The organism is Paucisalibacillus algeriensis (assembly GCF_000577245.1).
Classification (GTDB): domain Bacteria; phylum Bacillota; class Bacilli; order Bacillales; family Amphibacillaceae; genus Ornithinibacillus.
In genome coordinates, this window is sequence record NZ_CBYO010000007.1 from 188,955 (window position 1) to 208,920 (window position 19,966).

The window sequence follows — 19,966 nt, forward strand, 5'->3', positions numbered from 1 at the left end:
CCACACGGCATTAGCATATGAATACAAGTTTAATAGAAAAAGAGATAAACCATAAAAATGATTTATCTCCTCTTTAATCCATAAGCATTAGCAATAGCATCTGCAGTTATAAGCCCTAAGTAATTTCGGTAACTCTTAGATCCTAACAACCGATTTTCTGTCTTATTATCAATATACATATATTCTAGTAGTATAGCAGGCATGTTCGTATTACGTAATACATTAAAGTTTGCATCCTTCATGCCCCTATCGTTAACATTGATACGTTTTGCTAGGTAATTATGTATGTCTGCTTGTCTAGATTTCTCTTCATTTGTAACCTTGCCATTATAGATATAGGTTTCAAAGCCTTTAGATAGTCCTAAAAATGCGTTTGTATGGAAGCTTACAAAATAGTCCGCATCCCAATTGTTTGCCATTTTACTTCTATCAGTCAACTCAATGAAAGTATCTGTTGTACGTGATAACATAACATCAACACCAACATATTTACTAGATAAGACGGATGCAGTTTTTAATGCTATGTCTAGTACTAGATCTTTTTCTTTTAATCCATAACCTTGTCCACCAGGATCCTTACCACCGTGACCAGGGTCTAGGAAGACTTTTACAATCCCTTTAGATTCTTTATTGATTGCTTTTAGCGTTATCTCATCAACTATACCAGAGATTGGTAGTCCGTTTTCCTTTTGGAATTTCTTCACAACATTTTCTGTTGATTTCCCAAAGAAGTTATTTGGAGGGTTCTTCCAATCTACATAACCTAATAACTCTAAATCTCTTTTAAGTCTTTTAACATCAGAGTTACTTCTACCATTCTGCATAGGACTATTCTTAATAGAATCAATCTTGGCTAAAGTAAATTTGTCAGCTATCCCATTAACTCGTAGTCCAAAATGTTTTTGAAAACGGATTACTGCATTTTTAGTACTTGAACCAAAGTAATCATTTGGATTATTTTTCCAATTTATAAAACCTAATTTTTCTAGATCTTTCTTCAATTGAACGTTTAGAGGATCTCTTTTTCCTGTTTGGTAGGGAATATTCAATACTTCTATAATTTTATTGAATGTAACTTCTTCTGCAATCCCACTTATTGGAAGAGAGTAATCTCTTTGAAAAGCTTGTACAGCTTGTTCGGTACCTGCTCCAAAATAATCATTAGGGTTGTTTTTCCAATTTACATAGCCTAATCTTTCTAAATCTCTTTTCAATTGAATAGTATCGGGTTGTCTTTTTCCATTTTGAAGTGGGTTGGATAATACGCTATCCATTTTCGTTATTGTTACATTATCTAAAATTCCAGTTTGCTTTATCCCATAGTAGCGTTGGAAGTCTTTTAATGCTTTTTCTGAAGAAGCACCAAAGTAATCATTCGGTTCATTTTTCCACTTAATAAACCCTAATCTAGCTAGATTCTTCTTTACATGTACTGCATCAGACCGGTACATTCCAAGCTGAAGAGGCGCTTCTGCCAATTCTACCAATTTGGTCATTGTTGTTGGATCAACTATTCCGGAAGCTGGTAAACTATTATCTCTTTGGAACTTTATAATTGCAATCTCTGTTTGTTTTCCAAAATAATCATTAGGTACATTATTCCACTTTACATAACCTAAAACAGCTAAATCCTGCTTTACTTTTACTGTACCCTCATGGATTTTTCCATTTTGAAATGGTATCGCCAACATTTCTTCTATTTTATGTAATACAGGTGTATCAGCTATACCGGTTTGATTTAAACCATAATAAACTTGGAAGTCCAGTACTGCCTTTTCGGTGGAATCACCAAAATAATTATTCGGCTCATTTTTCCAACTTACGAAACCAAGTTTTTCAAGTTCTTTCTTAAGCTGAATAACGGATTCGTGACGAACACCATTATGTAACAATAATTCTGCTGGTTCATTTTCTTTTACTAAATCCTGATTTTGTTCATCCTTTTGAACATTCTCAGAAAGGACTTCTGGTTCAGCACTTCCATCACCAGGCTCCGAGTCATTAGCAGATTCTGTTGCCTCGATGCTCTCTAATTCTGCCTGCTGTTCTGTTTCACCCTCAGTATTTACAATAACATCTTTGGGAATCACATTATCAGATTCTATCTTATTATCTAATTCTGTATCTTGTGTTTCTATTTCACTCTGTTCAACTAGATTATTGCTCTCTTCATTTACCAAATCATCGGCACTATCATATGTATCTTTTCCGGTAATTTCTGTAGCGAATACCTGTGGAGTAAAGATAAAAAGATAGATTAGTAGAAATGAAAAATAAAATAGGCCTCTTTCCCTCACTATCGTTTCACCTCCAATATAATATTTGTAATTAGTGATACCTTATTAGTATCGGTCAACTATCCCCTTTTTTCAATAGTTTATTCGACTTTAGATAACAAATTTCGCAATAAGTTGTAAAGGTCTTTCCTACATAAAATAGGAAAGACCTTTTATCATTCTTAAAGTTCCTGAACACTAATAATACTTTTCTTACGATGTTCAGTACCAACCTTTATGTCATCTATGAAATGATACAACTGTTGTCTTGTTCCTTCTAATTCAACTTCCACTTTTTTAATAGTTGTGTTATAAGTCACTTCTTCTGGAAGTCCACGTTTTTGAAACTGTTGCTTAATTTTTTCGATTAAATTGTTCTTTTCTTTAACTGGAATAGCAATTGTCAGTTTGTACCGTTTCTTCGTGTTATCATTTGGAAATGAAAAGTTAAATAGTATATCATTTCCTTGTTCACCAAAACCTGCTAGATGTTTTGTGTACATGATATTGGTATGATGTATATCAAAGTATACATCTTTTTCCCCAATTTTATTTGCTAAAGAGTCATCTGGATATCTACTATTTATTTCAATAATCCATATCTTCCCATCTTTATCAATTACGAAATCGAAAGCTAACTTCCCTAAATTCAATCCCGTACGTTCTAGTAATTCAGCTACAAGTTTGGCGTTTCTAACTAACTCATCCTCATAATATTGAACTTTATCTTCCGAATAACCATAAATACTTCTTAATACATCCGAAACTCTTTGGATTTCTCCACCACTAACAGCTCTATTACTAACAATGCTATTTTCTCCACTAACTCTTGAAACGAACATGATGTTATTCCATTCACCATGCTGATCCTTGTCCATCCCTACACGGATATCTAACACTTTTTGATTAATATTAATATCAATCGTATTTTGCATAATATATTCGGATTCTGCGAGCTTCATGTTCATAAAGTCAGCCAGCTCTACTTCGGTCTTAAACTCCCACTCAATGTTACCTTCTTTTTCACGGGTTCTAACATAAAAAGTATCCGCTTCTTTTACAAGATTGAAAATACCTAATCCTTTTTTACCATCTATTGGTTTAATATATACATCATTGTATGTATTAATGAACTCCAACATATTGTGACTGTCCTGGTATAACACTGTTCTAGGCAACAATTCCAATGCTTCAGGAAACTGTTCTAATCGATTATACATATTCCATTTATCAAAAGTGTTGTAATTAAATATTTTGTTTCCATAGAAGGTACCGAAATACTCCCGTAATTCTAATGAAAATGGACTCCTTTTGTAAATTGAGGCTGGATATGGTAACGTTGCTTTTTCCCATATGTCTTGTTTAGGGTTGTAGAAATAACCATCAACCAATAAATCTGCTTTATTCAAATTTTCTAATGTAAAAGCAAATATCACACCATTTATTTCATTATATTTTAGGACATAGCTATTTAAGAAACGTAATTTTTTTAACACAACAGATTCTCTTGCACCTAGAAATATTCCAATAAACGGTCCAAATATTAATTCGTTGTCCTTTAAAAGGATACTGTATTGGCAGTCCAAAGGAATTTTTAACTTCTCTACAATAAAATTAGGTAATTCAATTTCATTGTTATTAAGTGTATCGTCAATTTCAATTCGGATTTCTGCAATCCGAAATCCAAATCTAATATTCGTGTACCTTAAGTGATTAACCTTTAACAGCTTAGAAAGTGAACTATTCATCTTCAGTATCTTTTCATCAGTATTGTTTAAACTAATGTTGTAAAATCCCATTTAAACTTCTTCACCTACTAACTTCCCGTCAAATACGGGATTCTGAGTTATTTTCTATTAATTTTCTTTAGCATGTGTACGTAGTACTGTGTACGTAGTAATGCAGCTTCTGCTTTTAGTGCTGCGGTTGCAGGCGCCCCATTCACTTCAAAAATAGATAAACTTCCATCACTGTGTACCGCTACATCCATACCCAAGGACATTATAGAAGTTCCTCTTAGTTCCTCAATCTTGTAGGGGAGTGTATTACCAAGTTCGTCCAGTTTTAATTCAATTTCCTCCCATAGATCAGGAAAATTAGCTTTAAAGAAAACATCGGAATCAGCTATTCCCCCACCTTGGTTAACATTAGAAATGACCTTTTGTCCAATCCCAATCCGGATATACTTCCGAGCAATTTGCCATTTTCCTTCTCCATTTTTTTCAACATGGACACGGCAGTCGAAAGGATCACCATTATTCGTTCTCGAATTGATATACTTTTGCATAATATATTTTCTTTCTTCAGTTCTTTCTTTAACAAACATCTCTAAATCTTTAAAGGAAATCTCCTTTTCTGACTTCTTGTAACCGAGAATATAGCTCTCCATTTTTTCAGTTAGGATGTAGACGCCCTTACCACGTTCACCTCTTAGAGGCTTTAATACAATTGTTCCATACTTTTGAACAAAATTCTTAACAGTTGTAACGTCTTTCACATCCTCGGTAGGAATAACAAGGTGTGAAAATTTTTCGTCCTCAACTAATTTGTCTTGTAATTTCTCTTTTGAAAGCAAATTTGTTCTATCATCTGATAATATAGTGTTTTTTCGAAGGTAGTTCATTATTTTGCTATTTTTCGCTTTAAAACAATATGGAGAAATGTCAAAGAAAGTAGGTAAATCAGTTGTTACATCAATCCACGTATCATCAATCAACATTTTTCCCTTCACTTTATTGTTCACCATATCCACGCCACTAGGAAGTGCATAAACCATGTCTAATCCATAAGCCTTACAAAACCTCGCTGTAATCTCGGCCATTATTGGTGGTTTTATAAAATTCCTCATATATCCAATTAACATATTACATCAGCTGCCTTAAATTATATTAGGTAAAGTTTTGAAACTACCTTTTGAATAGTCTTCCTACTCCACGCAACGGTTTCGTTATTTTCCATGAAGTACTATTGATGATCTGCTGGTATTTCTTCTTTAAATGTTTATTATTTTCTTCTAATGATCGATATTTTACACTATTCGACTCGTTATTTAATTTTTTGACTATATTTGTATTTTCTACTAATTCAAAACCTACTTTAACTGGTTTACTCCAGCTTTTTTCCACCACATTTTGGACACGGTGTTTCTTTAATGAATCTTGCTTAAGGACATTGCGGAATTTATTAATTAAGTCGGGGCTGCCTATTGCTACAACAGAGGTTCTCCCATCCTTAAGCAATTTAACATAACCATTAATCCTTAATTTACGAGCTTGACTTCTCACCCATATTCTAAAGTCCTCTGTCTTAACCGCATTCATATGAAAACGGGTGGCAGTCATATTTCCAGAGGGAATATTTGGGATAGTTATTTCTTTAGCATAGCCATTACGGAATGCTTCTAAAACATTCTTAAAATCAAAATAAAAGAGTTCGGCATGTTCTTTTTTCTTATTGGTCGTCTCTGGGAAATAATAATCGATGACTGCTTTTGGGATATCTCTACCCTTTCCCTGCATTGGGAATAGATGTGAAGTAATGTGAGGCCTTGAGTTTACTTCTAGAATAACACCATTCTTTAATGACTCATCTACAATCATGTCGACTCCACCCTGGACTAATCCAGGGATTGCGTTGCAGGCATCAATCGCTATCTGCTTTAGTTCATCAGTTAAGAGATCGGTGACATCGATGGGGTCTCCACCCGATGACACATTATTCTTTGTTTTAAGAAATACTTGTTCGCCATCTTTCGGTACTGTGTCTAGCGTATAGCCTTTTTCTTCTAAAAGTCTAGTCGTTTCCTTATCTACCTTTATTAAACGGTTGTGAAAGGCTGGTATACTATCCCTTTCACCATTTTTAAATTGTAATAATTCACGGATTGAGCGAATACCATCTCCGATAACATTAGCAGGTATTTTTTTAAAGGCACCAATTACATTATTATCAATTACGTATAGCCGGTAATCCTCTCCTTTAAAAAATCTTTCCACAATAATGTCCGAATAATTTAAGTCATATCTAACATATTCTAATGCAGAAACAAACTCTTTTTCATCTCGAATATTGGCAATGACACCATGTCCACCTGTACCATTGACTGGTTTTATCACTACTGGATAACCTAATATATTGGAAGCATATTCGATGATTTCTGTATCAGCCGATGCTTTTGTAAAGACATTTCCTTTAGGTATAGGAATGTTATGCTTTTCCAAATATTCCTTTGTTAAATCCTTATGTATACAGATTTTAATAGCTTCTTTTGGTACTCGATCTCCTCTAGCAACGGTAAAGAAATGCTCTTTTTCTCCATTCGAGAGAGAATAGTGTGTCTGAGCTGGTGCTGTATTTTCATTGATGAATTTTAAGGTTAATCCTCTTCTCCACCCTTCTAATGCAACACTATACATACTAATATTATAGCCAAATGCTTCCGGTGGAACGGCATTTTTTAGGCTAGGTAAACTATCCTGATAACTATTCAAGCCCAATCACCTTCTTATTAATGTATCAATCTAATCTATTTCTAGATTAGTAATATTGCTACGCATTCTTTGTTTCACATTTTCATATACTTCTAGTGAAGGGAATAACCCATCATCTGTTTCAATATTTTTATTAGACTGTACCCAATCCTTCAATTGGTGGATGACATATTTCATCTTCTTTTCCCGATGGACATATGTTAGGGTATATCTTGGGTTAGTAACCTCAATCGCACTATATTTACTACTTGGTTTACTAATGTTTAATGTCAATGATGCGCCAATTTGACGATGGAGCCCATTCTGTCCAGAGAAAAAGTTACCTAATGAATACGCAACAAATGTCTTCGTTCCACGAGAGGTTTCAATATATTCAGGTGGTTGAAGTACATGAGGATGATGTCCTAAAATAAGGTCTGCCCCAGCATCGGCAAGGGATGCACAGACCTCTTTTTGTAAGTTAGAAGGGTGTAAATGATACTCTTCTCCGTGGTGCAGATTGATTGCAAGAACATCTACCAAGTTTTCTCTTTTTATCTTTCTAATTTTTTTAACAATATTCAGTACCGAGTTATACTTAATACTATTAACTAAATATTGTTTATCGCTTGGCACCTTAATTCCATTTGTCCCTCTTGTATACGATAAGAAGCCGATTCTCAGACCATTTTTATTTACTACACGAAGCCTTTCACTATCCGCTTCTGATTTATATGCACCATCATATTCGAGGCCAATTTCCTGTAGTTTTTCAATGGTCTTTAGTATTCCTTCTTCTCCAAAATCAAACACATGATTATTAGCTAACGTCACTAGGTCAACACCCATCTTTTTAAGTGTATAACCAATTTCCGTAGGGGCATTAAATCTAGGAAAGGAGGATAATCCAATTTCATTTCCGGCAATGATGGTTTCTAAGTTAGCAACCGTAATATCCGTTTTACCTAGTAAACCTTCGACATTTTTCAACTGGCTGTCGAATTCATAATTCGATTTTTTATTTAATCCTCCATAGACCCTTCCATGTAATAAAATGTCACCTACTGCCGTTAATGAAACTGAGCTTGTACTTTTTCTTAAAAAGTTCAAGTGAAACCCATCCTTTCCCAATCTTAAAACATTATTTTTTTACCACATTTTTTACCATATGGCCTATCGCACGAGCCGGTGCCATTACCTTCCATGACGTACTATTTAAAATATGACTATTGTCTTTTTCCAATCTATTTTTCTGTTTCATCATTTGTTTTAAATCTTTGTCCATTTTACGAAGTGCATACTGTACAGATCGCAAACTAGAAGTATTGTACTTTTCCGCAATTTCGAATCCAACGATTACTGGTTCTCTCCATATCTCTTCTTTTATTTTTTTGATATGGATGTTTTTATATTGTTCAATAAGGGTTCTAAATTCATTAACCTTCGATTTATCTGTTCCGCCAACCACAATTTCAATTTCATCAAAGACCATATTTTTTACATAGCCATGTAATCCATTATCTAATGCTTGTTTCTTAAGCCACAAATGAAAGCTATGGCGTTGAACATCTCCGGATACGACATAGCGTTTTGCAAAAAAATCCCCCATTGGTGCTGGTGCTACTTCCACTTCAAGTGCTGAACGATTTTCTAATGGCTCTAGTACTGTGGACATATCAAAATAAACCTTCGAATTCGTTGTATCCATCCCTTTAGTTTCTGGAAAATAATAATCAATAATTGCTGCAGGGATATTTCTTGCTTTCCCTCTTAATGGGTATAACGCTCCACCTATTTGTGCAGTTGGATTTAATTCAATGACAACAGCAGGATCTTTAATAGATTTATCTTCATTTACAATTATATCAACACCACCATGATATAATCCAGGAACTGCTTTCAGTGAATCAATCGCAATTTGCTTAATTTCATCTGGCATTGTATCTGTTACATCGATTGGATCACCGCCAGAAGAAACATTAGTTTTTTCCCTTAAATAAAGAAGTTGCCCTTTTTCTGGAATATCCTGCATGGTATACCCAGCTTCTTGAACAAACTCTAATATTTCTTTATCCATTTCAATGAGACAGCTCTTTAATCGAGCATTCCTTCTACGTTCAATATTCTTTAATTCAATTAGCTCCTCTATCGTGTGTACACCATCACCTTTAATGTTTGCCGGTACCCGGTTATAGGCAGCAATAACTTTATCATCCACTACATAAACTCGGTATTCTTTCCCTGCAACATGTTGTTCGACGATAACTTCCGGATATCCCAGTTCCTCTCTTACATACTTTAATGCTTTTATAAAACTACTCTCATTCCTTATGTTAGTAACTACACCGTTCCCCAAACTAGCATTAGTCGGTTTTAATACTTGTGGATATGGAATTGTTTTACTATAATTAATTATTTCCTCGTCTGTTGTATCCTCGTCAAAGCCTTTCCCCAATGGTACAGGTACCCCTGCTTTTTCCAGCCAGATCTTCGTGTCATCTTTTTCTGAACCAATTTCAACAGCCTGATTAGTGACTTTATCTCCTCTGGAACGGAAAAAGAAATGAGTACGCTTGTCAGAACTTAAGGAATATAATCTTCCGGGTGGGTTCACTCCAAAAATAATCATATCCTTGTAATATTCAGAATCCCTTGTATACCATTTTAATTTTAAACCTCTTCTCCAACCTTCCAATGCTATAGCAAACGCATCTAGCCTCGTTTTTTGAGCATGAACAACGATTTCATTCGGTAGTTGAGGCAAGCTGATACCCTGCTCCTCTTTCATGGATGAATTCCTCCTATAAGAAACAATAAAATTATTTAAACTTCTTTAATAAAGTTCCTGCTAAACGTACTGGTTTTGAAATTTTCCAGGACAAGCTTTGTTCAAATTTCCGATTTTGAACCTCTGCTTTTTTCAGTGCGAGCTCTGTTACTTCTAATTCTTGAAGAATTAGCTTCAACTCATCCAATTGAGTTTTTAGGTCTGCTTTGATTTCAAACCCCACTTTGATTGGTTCTTCGTATATTTCTTCTTGTATTTCTAAAACTGTAGCCCGCTCAGTGTCTTCTGTTAGTCCATTTCTAAAATCATTAACCATTTCCTCATCCGTACCAGCAACAATTACTTCAATATCACCATCTTCCAGATTACTTACAAAGCCATGCAAATATCTTTCAAATGCCTGCTTTCTGAGTCCACGATGATAGCCTATATCTTGTACATCCCCTGATACCGTATACTTCTTAGCATATAGTTTTCCTACTGGTGATGGCGTTACGGTGGTGATATACCCTTGTCTAGAATTCAAAGGATCTAGTACATCATGAAAATCAAAGTATGTTTTTCCTTTATTCTCTAACACTCCTTTAGTTTCCGGGAAATAATAATCAATAATTGCTGCTGGAACATCTCTTGATTTTCCCTTTACAGGATAAAGAATACCACCTAACTGTGCTGTAGGGTTAAGTTCAATCACAGTCCCACTAGTAGAATTTGGACTATTTTCATCATACATTATATCCACTGCAGCATGAATAAGTCCTGGAACGGCCTTAATTGCGTTAACAGCGTTTCTTTTTACCTGTTCTGGTAGCTCATCCAATACATCGACTGGGTCGCCGCCTAATGAAACATTACTTATAGAACTTAGGAATAAAGGTTCGTTTTGGCTAAGGATAGAATCCAATGTATATCCTTTACGCCCAATAAAATTCGTTAATTCTTGATTGATTTCAATCGGACAACTTATTAGTCGGGGGTTCAGGCTTCGTTCCTCATTCTTTAGTTGTATTAGCGCTCTAATTGTATTAACCCCATCCCCAGTAACATTTGGTGGGATACGTTTAATCGCTCCAACAACTTGATCATCCACGACATAAATTCTATAATCATCGCCAGTAACAAATCGCTCCAAAATGACATCTCTAAAGTTTAAATCAGAACGTACATATTCAAGGGAGTATTCTAATTCTCCAGAGCTAGTGATATTTGCTATAACACCTTTACCAAAGCTTCCATCAGTTGGCTTCAAGACCACTGGATAGCCTAAAGCATTAGCGTACTTAATGATTTCTTCATTTGCTTCCGTTTCTGTAAATCTTCTACCTTCAGGAACAGGTATTCCTGCTTTATTTAGTACTTCTTTTGTTTTTTCTTTATCTCTACCTATTGCCACCGCTTCGTTAGATACCAAATCTCCTCTGGTTCTAAAGAAATAATGTGTTTTATCTTTTGAGCTTAATGAAAATAATTGACCTGGTCTGTCCACAAACCATGTGGTCATTTCAGCAAATTTCTCTGAATCCTTTACATGCCATCGAAGCTTTAATCCTCTTCTCCAGCCCTCTAAAGATACTGCATACGCGTCCAAAAGGTTACCATGTGCATCTGAAACAAATTTACTAGATAAGTGTGGTAGCCACTGCTTGTCATCTTCCATCGGATATCCTCCTAAATCTCTTCCTCTATAAACCCATCTTCAAACTTATTTATCATTTCGTCAAAAAAAGTAAATTCTTTATCATTTAATAAATCTTGTACTAATCGTCCTTCCGCTTCCATAAAATAATCTCCTAACCACTTATCAGTGGCTTCATCGAATTCATCATAATTACCGGGCTTTGGTGTAAATTCTCCAAAGACTAGACCTTTATTTGAACGGAGGAAGTCAATCCTAATAAATGGAGCTGGAATTGTTAAACTAATATGATTAGCTAGCTCAATTTCTTCCTTTGTACATCCCTTCCCTTTAAATGAATCATTATTGTATTTACCTGTATTGACTCGCTTTCCATCAGCTGTCCACCAGCAGTATTTCAATTCTGGATAACGAGATATCTCCAATATAAGACCAACCTTACCATAAAAGCAATAAAATTTTATATCACGAGCAGGGACTTTTTCCTCATGGTTTTCTAAAATTAATTCCTCTATCATCCATTCGTCTTTATAAACCCAGCCTGAATCAAGATCTTGCTTCAAAGAATCCATTAATCCCTCCCAGCTTTTTAGGGATTTAGAGCGCTTTATATCAAAAATATCTGTAGTAGTATAAACCAGATATACACCACGGGAACCAGCACCGTCAGCTGGCTTTATTACTATGCCATCCTTTTTAGGTATTGTTTCCAGTGTAAAGGCCTCATCTATAACCCCTGGAACTGGAACATTAAGACTTTTTATAAATGAATAAGCATTCCGTTTATCATCAAGCTTCCATTCAGGGAGTGTACTTGTTAATTGCATTTTCCTCATTCGCATATTCAGACTTGCTCTGAACGAAGATGCCTGTCTCAGTTCAATTGGCTCTTTTCTCAATCCTTCTCTGATCATAAATTCTGGTATATCTTCAATTTTCAAAGCAGGTAGGACCTTTTGGTAAATCCAGTCACGATATTCTTCTTTTTCTTTCATGAATAATCTAGCTGAATATTTCAATGCATTATTATAGTTTTCTTCATGCCGTTTTTTATTTTCGATGATTTTATCTAGAAAAGGAATTAGTTCCCCCTCTTCCTTTTTATCCTTTATCACACCGTTCATCTTATAGCTATTTAGTAAACGGTCGTTTACCATTAGCTCATTTAGCTTTTCTTTTGTTTCATAAAGCTCTTGCTGAGCCAAGGATAGCTTTTCCTCTAATTCAGCTATTTTACTATCCTTATTTTTCCGTTTAGAAACTGGCTTAAAGATTTTGTATGTATTACTTTCTAGTATTTGTTTTGATTTCTTTTTATCTTTTTTTATGGTTCTTTCTTCTTCTTCTATTAATGCTTCTTTTTGAATAATACTTTTAATTAATTCTTCATTATCCTGCACTATTTTTTTTACTTCTGCTGATTCTTCTATACTATTTGGATGTTGCTCATATTTGTTCATCTGAACCGTCCCCTTTGCCATTTTCTAAATGAAATGGGTTTTCTTCAACTATCCAATCATCTAAACGGTTGTAATATGACTTATCATTAGTATTCCAATTTTCCTTTGATAACTTAATGTACTTCAATTCGGTCTTGGCTTGTGACTTGAGAGTCTCTCTAATTTGCTGATTGGTAGGGTACCATTTACCTGGATTACCGAAGTACTCAACTAGATGTTTGGAACATCTTCTAAGATTATAGCGTAATTTATTATTTTGAATTGGGGCTTGATAAATTACTACCTGAACCGAGTTCGCCTCAATTTTTGGAAGGTATTTTTGCTTTTCATTAAGAATTACAGGATCCTTGACTAGAAGGATATCACATTGAATCTTCTCACCATATACTAAAAATTGTACATCTTTTCCATTTATTATATCTCTTATATGTGTATTTACTTCCTTCTGACTAGTAAAATCGTATTGATTGAGCTGCATTAATCCTGTAAGAAGCCCCCTCTCCTTATGGATCTTTATTTCCTGTTTTACAGAGTCTAAAATTTCCCCTGTTATTCGGAAATCCGCGGCAATAACAATATCCAGATGCCTTTTACCAATTTGCTTAGGTTCCATATTTATCTTCAACGGTTCAGGCACTGTAAACAATCGATTTTTCATCGGGAAATTATAATAAAGTGTATTAGCCTTTTGGTGGTAATCCTGATAAGCCTCTCGATATTCTTTTCTAATTCCCATTAAGAACCCATTATAACCAAAGGCAGAGCTACTCGTTAGGGAACCTGTTGATTGTCTAGCAAAGGAGAGAGGACCTGTTTTTAAATCCGCGATACTACCTTCTCCAAACACTTTCAAAATACGTTGTTTAAATTCACTGTCGGCAGCAAAGCGAACACTATCCCAAGCTCCCAGTTTCTCTAAAATCGGTTCTCTACGAAACATTAATGATGACATATTGGAAAATATATATTGACCTGGTGTACCTCTTCGGTAAAATTGAATATCTTCCGTGATCCGAGTGTGCTCTGAAGTGTTGGCAACAAACGACTTATTTTCCATTAAGTGTTGAGCTTGTCTTTCAATTTTTTCTGCGTGGGACCAATCATCAGAATCATTTACTGTTACAAACTCACCAGTTGCCTCCATTAATCCTATATTTCTAGCTATGTATGGACCACTATTTTTACCGGTTGACAATAATTTAATCCTGGGGTCCTTTTTCATGTAGCTTTGAACTACCTTTACTGTAGCGTCTTTGCTACAATCGTCAACAACAATGACCTCGAGATTTTGCCATGTCTGTGACAATATTGATTCAATTGCAATTTGGATACCTTCCTCCGCATTATAGGCTGGAATAATTACGGATACTGTTGGACCATTCTTATGTTCTGGCTTACTTGTAATCGTATATAGGTTGTCATATAGATTAGATTGGCTTTTCTGTGATAACCCAACTGGTTGAAGGTCATAGTGTCCAAGGGCCATATTAACCCACTTTAGTTTTTCTGTAGTGTCCGTCTCTAAATTAACTAGGCCAAAGTATATATCTGGATGTGTTTGTTTAGACAACATATTGGTTAGATCATCATGTGCCTGTTCTACTTGATTACATAATAACAAGCATTCAGCCTTTATTATGATTGCTTTTCTTTGTTGATTCATATCACTGAAGTCTTCTAAAGAATCAAAATATCCTAAAGCAATTGCTGAGTCCATGACTGTATATTTATTTGCATGCCAAAGAGCAAGCTCCCATGCGACAGCTTGCTTCAAATTGCGATTGTCTGTATCTCGATAGATGCTTTCTAATTTCTCAAGTGATTTTTCCGTAAATCCAAGTGTGTATAAACGATACTTGTCATTCTTTAATATATTGGAAGCCTTCTTTTGTTTATATACTTTACTATAGAGCTGCCTTTTATCTCTTTTCCCTAGAACATAGGCAACCGATTCCTTAGTAAAAGACTTCCACTTAGTTGAGGTTTTCATTAATTTATATGCACGACTATTTATGATATCTCTGTAATCATTTTCTAAGGAAACACGTTTTTGTCGTGCTTCCTCAGCAAGTGATTTTTTTTCTAACCAAATCTTTTCTAATCGAGATAACTCATCTTGTAATACTGCATGTTGTTTTCTTAGCTTTTCCACTTCATCGTTCATCCCGCATCTTCCAATCTTCATCTATTAGATGGAAATCAACTTCATTTGGATATTGTTCTTTTATAGATGTAAATATATCGCCATTGATAGCAAACCATTTTTGCAATCCTGAGAAATACGCATCAAGGTTTTCTTGGCTTGATTTTAGATCTATATTTTCTTTATTTTTAATCAGAATCTTTATTTGATTAGCAACTACCTTTGGAATATACCGTTGTTTCTCTTCTAATACTGTTGAATCTAGAATAATTAGCTCATCAGTTTCGATGGTCTCTCCAAAAACTAGCATCTGTACTTGACTACCGTCTATTAATTGTCGTATAGATGAGTCAATTTTTGAATTAGTTAATCTCAAATCAAATTTATTAATTTGTACTAATCCAATTCTTGAATCAGGGCTGACGAAATCTTTGATTTGTTTCACTGTATCATTAGTTACTTCCCTGAAATCAGAGGCTACAACAACATCGAAATGTCGGCTTCCCATCTGTTTTTCTTCTCTTTGTGGCCACATTGGTTCCGGGACCGGGTATATTCGTCTGTCCGTTGGATAAGGATAATATAAGGATTTACCAGAATTATGATAAAACGACAGACTTTCAACATATTCTTTACGAGCTCCCATAAAGAATCCATTATATCCAAATGCTGAACTACCCGTAAGTGAATTCACGGATTGCCTTGGTAACGATAATGGTCCTGATTTAAGATCTACATATCTATTTTTCCCAAAAACTTGGATAAGTCGTCGCTTAAACTCCCCATCTGCTGCAAAACGTACATTATCCCAATTTCCAAGCTGTTCTAAAACGGGTTTTCTGCGAAACATCAAGGATGACATATTAGGAAATATATATTTACCAGGTGTCCCTCGGCGATATAGTTTAATTTCCTCTGTCAACCTAGCATGTTCCGACGTATTAGCAATGACCGGGCTATTTTGCATTAAATGACGCGCTTGAATTTCAATTTTCTCGGAATGTGACCAATCATCTGAATCATTAACTGTAATAAACTCTCCAGTAGCATGTATTAAACCTATATTTCTGGCAACATAAGGACCGCTATTTTTAGGAGTTGATAACAAGGTAACCCTGGAATCCTTTTCTACATATTCTTCGACAACCTTTGCTGTGTCATCCGGACTACAGTCATCCACTACAATTAATTCGAGATTTTTCCATGTTTGTGAAAGAATTGACTCTATTGCAACACGGATTCCATCTTCTGCTTTAAAGGCTGGTAAAATGACGGAAACTTTTGGACCGTCTGTAACGGTATGTTCTACCTTTTTGGTTTTTAAATCATCATAAGTACTATCGTTACCATTTTCAAAGAGAATCGGCGAGAGATTATACTTTGTAAATGCTTTATTAATCCATCTCAATCGTTCTTCTATTGTGTCTTCAAGATTTGCCATTCCTAAATATAAATCAGGATGGTCTTGAAATTGCAAGACATGATTAAGAGTCTCTTTACCTTTTTCTTTTTCATCTAAAATGTCATAGCACTCCGCTTCTACTATTGCAAATCTTCGTATTTGATCTTTATTTTTCTCTTGAGACTTTGCAATCGCAATATATTGGAGAGCCTTTTTAGCTCCTTCTTTTGAATAGTCGTTTGCATACCAGAGTGCTAACTCCCATGCAGCCAACTTTTTTATATATGGATACTTATTATTTTCATAAAAATTCTTGAGATCAGCTAAGCCTTTTTCCGTGAACCCTAAACTATATAGATGGTGGCGAATTTGTTTTAGCTTCTGTCTCTCCAATTGTTGTTTACCTAAAATAATTTGTTTTAATTTTTCCTTCTGGTCGTCCGAGAGCAAATTCCCCAGATTTTTACGTTGCTTTTCATTTAGGATATTAAAAAGAAACCAATCTATTGGACCGGTTATTAGCTTTTTCATTCCCATTTTCTCCACCACCTAAATCGAAGCACTCTAAGCTTTGTTGTTTTTATTTGCATTGTTATTATTTGGTTTCAACTGAATCTTTCGTTTTGCTCCGTTTTCCTCACGATATTTAGCTACTGCCTCTTCCGCTGTTCCATCAAAGCGAATCTGACCTTTTTCCATCCAGATTCCCCTTGTACATACCTTTTCAATGAAGCCCATACTATGAGAAACAATAATTACTGCTTTTGCTTGCTCCATCATGTCCTGAATTCGTTCACTAGCTTTCTGTTGGAAGGCCATGTCACCTGTAGATAATGCTTCATCTATAATAAAAATATCTGGTTGCAGTACCGCCGCAATACTAAAACCAAGCCTTGATTTCATTCCCGCAGAGTAATTTTTGACTGGCTTATGGATCGCATCGCCAATCCCTGAAAACTCAACAATCTTATCGAAATTCTTCTCTACTCTTTTCTTAGGAATTCCTAATAACATCGCATTTAAATAGATATTATCTACACCAGTAAGTTGAGCATTAAAACCTGTTCCATATCCAAGTAATGCTGAAGTATTACCGTTTACTTGTAAAGTACCAGTATCAGGTGCTAGGATATTGGTTAAGACTTTACATAACGTACTTTTTCCTGCACCGTTATGACCAATAATCCCTATTACCTCTCCTTCTCTAACTTCAAAATTCACATTTTTCAGTGCCCAAAATTCACCCGTGTTTAATTGATAGGAAACACCTACATTGTTAGCTTTAATAATAATATTATCTTCAATATTCGTTTCTGTTTTCTTTAATTGGAGATTCTTATTTCTTCTAAGCGGTCTCGGTGGTACAGTTGCTCGATATTTTTGAATAATTTCTTTGGGATCTCCAATTTCTCGCACTTCACCTTTATCAAGCCAAATTAAACGGTCACAATTTCGTTGTGCATAAATTAGCCCGTGTGTCACGATAATTACCATTTTTGCTTTCGTGACCAATTCTTTCATCTTTTCTGCTGCTTTTCTACTAAAACGGGCATCACCAGTATTTAGTGCTTCATCCAATATTAAAACCTCTGGTTCAAGATGAGCCGCTACACTAAACCCTAGTCTTGCACGCATGCCGCTTGAATAATATTTCATCGGTTGGTCGATGAAGTCACCAATCTCTGAAAACTCATGGATATCATCGATGTATTGATTTATGATTTCCTTATCAATCCCTAGCATCATGCCGTTTAAGTATACATTTTCTCGTCCTGTTAACTCTTGATTAAAGCCCATACCAAAAGAAAACAAAGCTGTTACTTTGCCATCAACCTGAATATTCCCTTTATCTTCTTTAAGGATTCCTGAAATAATTTTACTAAGCGTAGTTTTACCCGCACCATTTGAGCCAATTATCCCGAGAATCTCACCTTGGTGCCCATCAAAGCTAATATCTTTTAAAGACCATACTTTTTTATTCTTTTCTTTTTTTCCTTTTTCCTTAATAGCTCCAAAGACAATAGATTTAAAATCATCTCTTTTTCCGGATTGAAAGGAGACACCGATATTTCTAGCTCGAACTACTTCTTTTTCATTTTGAATGGGATCTTTCTTATTTTCCAAATTAAAAACCCTCTTCTTTAAAAGTCATCTCACTATAATGCTTTAATAATCTTATGTTCGTTTTTGCTGTAATGATGAAGCATAAAAATTACAACTATAATCGAAACTAGGAAAATGATACCTAGCCCAATGAAATTTGGACTTAAACCTTCTCCCATTAAAATAGCTCGATAGGAATTAATAAGAATTGCAATCGGATTATAATCAACAACAAAGCTATATTTTTCAGGCAACATGCTTCCTACCCAAATAATTGGTGAAGCATAGAAAAAGATTCGTGTGACATAGGTAAGCAGATTATCAATGTCACGAATAAAGACTGTAAAATACCCTAAGAATAATCCTATTGCTAGTAAAAACACCAATGTAATCATAATGAGTACTGGTAGATATACAATTTGCCAATCTGGCATTACACCAAAAAATGCTAAAAACACACCGATTACAACTAAGCCAAATGCAAAGTTAAACAGCTGTGTAAGTGTAAATGCTAGTGGAAAAATAGACTTAGGTAAGTAAACTTGATTGATTATGGAACGGTATTTTAAGACAGACCTTGCAGAAGAATTAATAGACGAACTAATCCATCTCCATACAACCAACCCAATAACTAAAAAAGTAGGATATTCAGGTCCACCTCGTTCTAGTATTATGACAACCACAAAATAATAAACAGCCACATTTAACAACGGATCAAGTAGCCACCAAAAATACCCCAAGAAGCTATTTCGATGCTCCGCCTTCAATCCTGACTTTACTAGATAAAATAATAAATCTTTACGCTTAAATAATTCCCGCAAATACGATTTCATTAGAATTTTACACCTTTCTTCGCACTGCCCTAATTCTTCCTTTTAGAAAGTTTAAATTTAATTAAATTTCGTATCCCCTTACTTGCATAATGCAAAAAGTACCAGATACTTTTTAGTATTGATTGATTTTCAACTTTTCGATAAACATACCACTGTCTTTTAGCAGCTTTTACTTTATTGCTTGAAATGGAATTCTCTACATTACGATACTTCGCAAGTACTTCTGGTAAACCATAGGCTCGGAAACCCTTCTTCGTTATAGCTAACCAATAGGCATAATCCTGGCGCGTCCGAATATTAACCATCTTTAAATCTCCAATTTTCTCTCGATCAATCATAACGGTTAGACATCCAATCACACAATGTTTCATTAAATCTTGATAGCCTACAGATTCAGGGGCTCTCGATACAGCATCCTTTAGTGTACCATCTTCTTCCATTCGAACATATTTTGTAAATGAAAATGCAATATCTTTTTCTTGCATAAATTGAACCTGTGTTTCTAATTTTTCAGGAAACCAAAGGTCATCACTATCTAAAAATGCAATGTATTTCCCCTTTGCATTTTCCATTGCTAGATTTCTTGCAACCGCAGACCCACTATTTTCTTCAAGTTGGATTAAATGGACTCTATTATCTTTTTGGGTAAACTCATTAATAAATTCCACCGTTCTATCTGTAGAGCAATCATCTACAATAATCATTTCCCAATTTGTGTAGGTTTGTGCAAGCACGGATTCAATTGTTTGCTTAATGAATCTCTCGGCATTATAAGCAGGAGTAATGACTGAAATTAATGGGTTATGATTTTCTAACAACTTCTCCCCTCTTTTCTAATACCTTTCCTTGGTAAAAT

The 19,966-nt window shown here is 34.9% G+C and carries 13 protein-coding genes; all 13 read right to left on the bottom strand.

Annotated elements, in window-relative coordinates:
* Positions 1-62 precede the first annotated feature (62 nt).
* The 13 genes from TY11_RS19820 to TY11_RS05550 all read right to left on the bottom strand — a co-directional run bounded on the left by TY11_RS19820 (position 63) and on the right by TY11_RS05550 (position 19,928).
* Positions 63-2,297, bottom strand: coding sequence for a peptidoglycan-binding protein (locus TY11_RS19820; RefSeq protein WP_052345754.1), 2,235 nt, complete (start codon positions 2,295-2,297; stop codon positions 63-65).
* A gap of 161 nt (positions 2,298-2,458) precedes the next feature.
* On the bottom strand, positions 2,459-4,075 hold the full coding sequence (locus TY11_RS05495; RefSeq protein ID WP_042143732.1) for a YheC/YheD family endospore coat-associated protein: 1,617 nt from the start codon (positions 4,073-4,075) through the stop codon (positions 2,459-2,461).
* Between the two features lie 47 nt (positions 4,076-4,122).
* On the bottom strand, positions 4,123-5,124 hold the full coding sequence (locus TY11_RS05500; RefSeq protein WP_231495784.1) for a YheC/YheD family protein: 1,002 nt from the start codon (positions 5,122-5,124) through the stop codon (positions 4,123-4,125).
* A 58-nt stretch (positions 5,125-5,182) separates the two neighbouring features.
* Positions 5,183-6,766: an ATP-grasp domain-containing protein gene (locus tag TY11_RS05505; RefSeq protein ID WP_042143737.1), complete on the bottom strand. Its 1,584-nt coding sequence runs from the start codon at positions 6,764-6,766 to the stop codon at positions 5,183-5,185.
* Between the two features lie 30 nt (positions 6,767-6,796).
* Complete coding sequence (locus TY11_RS05510) at positions 6,797-7,855, bottom strand: CapA family protein (protein ID WP_042143739.1); 1,059 nt, start codon at positions 7,853-7,855, stop codon at positions 6,797-6,799.
* A 31-nt stretch (positions 7,856-7,886) separates the two neighbouring features.
* On the bottom strand, positions 7,887-9,533 hold the full coding sequence (locus TY11_RS05515; protein WP_042143742.1) for an acylphosphatase: 1,647 nt from the start codon (positions 9,531-9,533) through the stop codon (positions 7,887-7,889).
* 31 nt (positions 9,534-9,564) lie between these two features.
* Positions 9,565-11,190 (bottom strand): acylphosphatase, encoded by a 1,626-nt coding sequence (locus TY11_RS05520; RefSeq protein WP_042143745.1) that lies wholly within the window; start codon positions 11,188-11,190, stop codon positions 9,565-9,567.
* Between the two features lie 11 nt (positions 11,191-11,201).
* Positions 11,202-12,629: an ATP-grasp fold amidoligase family protein gene (locus TY11_RS05525; protein WP_052345755.1), complete on the bottom strand. Its 1,428-nt coding sequence runs from the start codon at positions 12,627-12,629 to the stop codon at positions 11,202-11,204.
* The gene (locus TY11_RS05530; RefSeq protein WP_052345756.1) at positions 12,616-14,793 is read right to left on the bottom strand and encodes a glycosyltransferase family 2 protein; all 2,178 of its coding nucleotides are present in this window, start codon (positions 14,791-14,793) and stop codon (positions 12,616-12,618) included. The genes TY11_RS05525 and TY11_RS05530 overlap by 14 nt, the downstream gene beginning before the upstream one ends.
* Positions 14,783-16,711: a glycosyltransferase family 2 protein gene (locus TY11_RS05535; protein ID WP_081755840.1), complete on the bottom strand. Its 1,929-nt coding sequence runs from the start codon at positions 16,709-16,711 to the stop codon at positions 14,783-14,785. The genes TY11_RS05530 and TY11_RS05535 overlap by 11 nt, the downstream gene beginning before the upstream one ends.
* 27 nt (positions 16,712-16,738) lie before the next feature.
* Positions 16,739-18,298, bottom strand: coding sequence for an ABC transporter ATP-binding protein (locus TY11_RS05540; protein ID WP_042143747.1), 1,560 nt, complete (start codon positions 18,296-18,298; stop codon positions 16,739-16,741).
* 32 nt (positions 18,299-18,330) lie between these two features.
* Positions 18,331-19,110, bottom strand: a complete 780-nt coding sequence (locus TY11_RS05545; protein ID WP_042143750.1) for an ABC transporter permease — start codon at positions 19,108-19,110, stop codon at positions 18,331-18,333.
* 29 nt (positions 19,111-19,139) lie between these two features.
* Positions 19,140-19,928 carry a glycosyltransferase family 2 protein gene (locus tag TY11_RS05550; RefSeq protein ID WP_042143752.1) on the bottom strand — a complete coding sequence of 263 codons (789 nt, stop codon included), beginning with the start codon at positions 19,926-19,928 and terminating at the stop codon, positions 19,140-19,142.
* Positions 19,929-19,966: the final 38 nt, after the last annotated feature.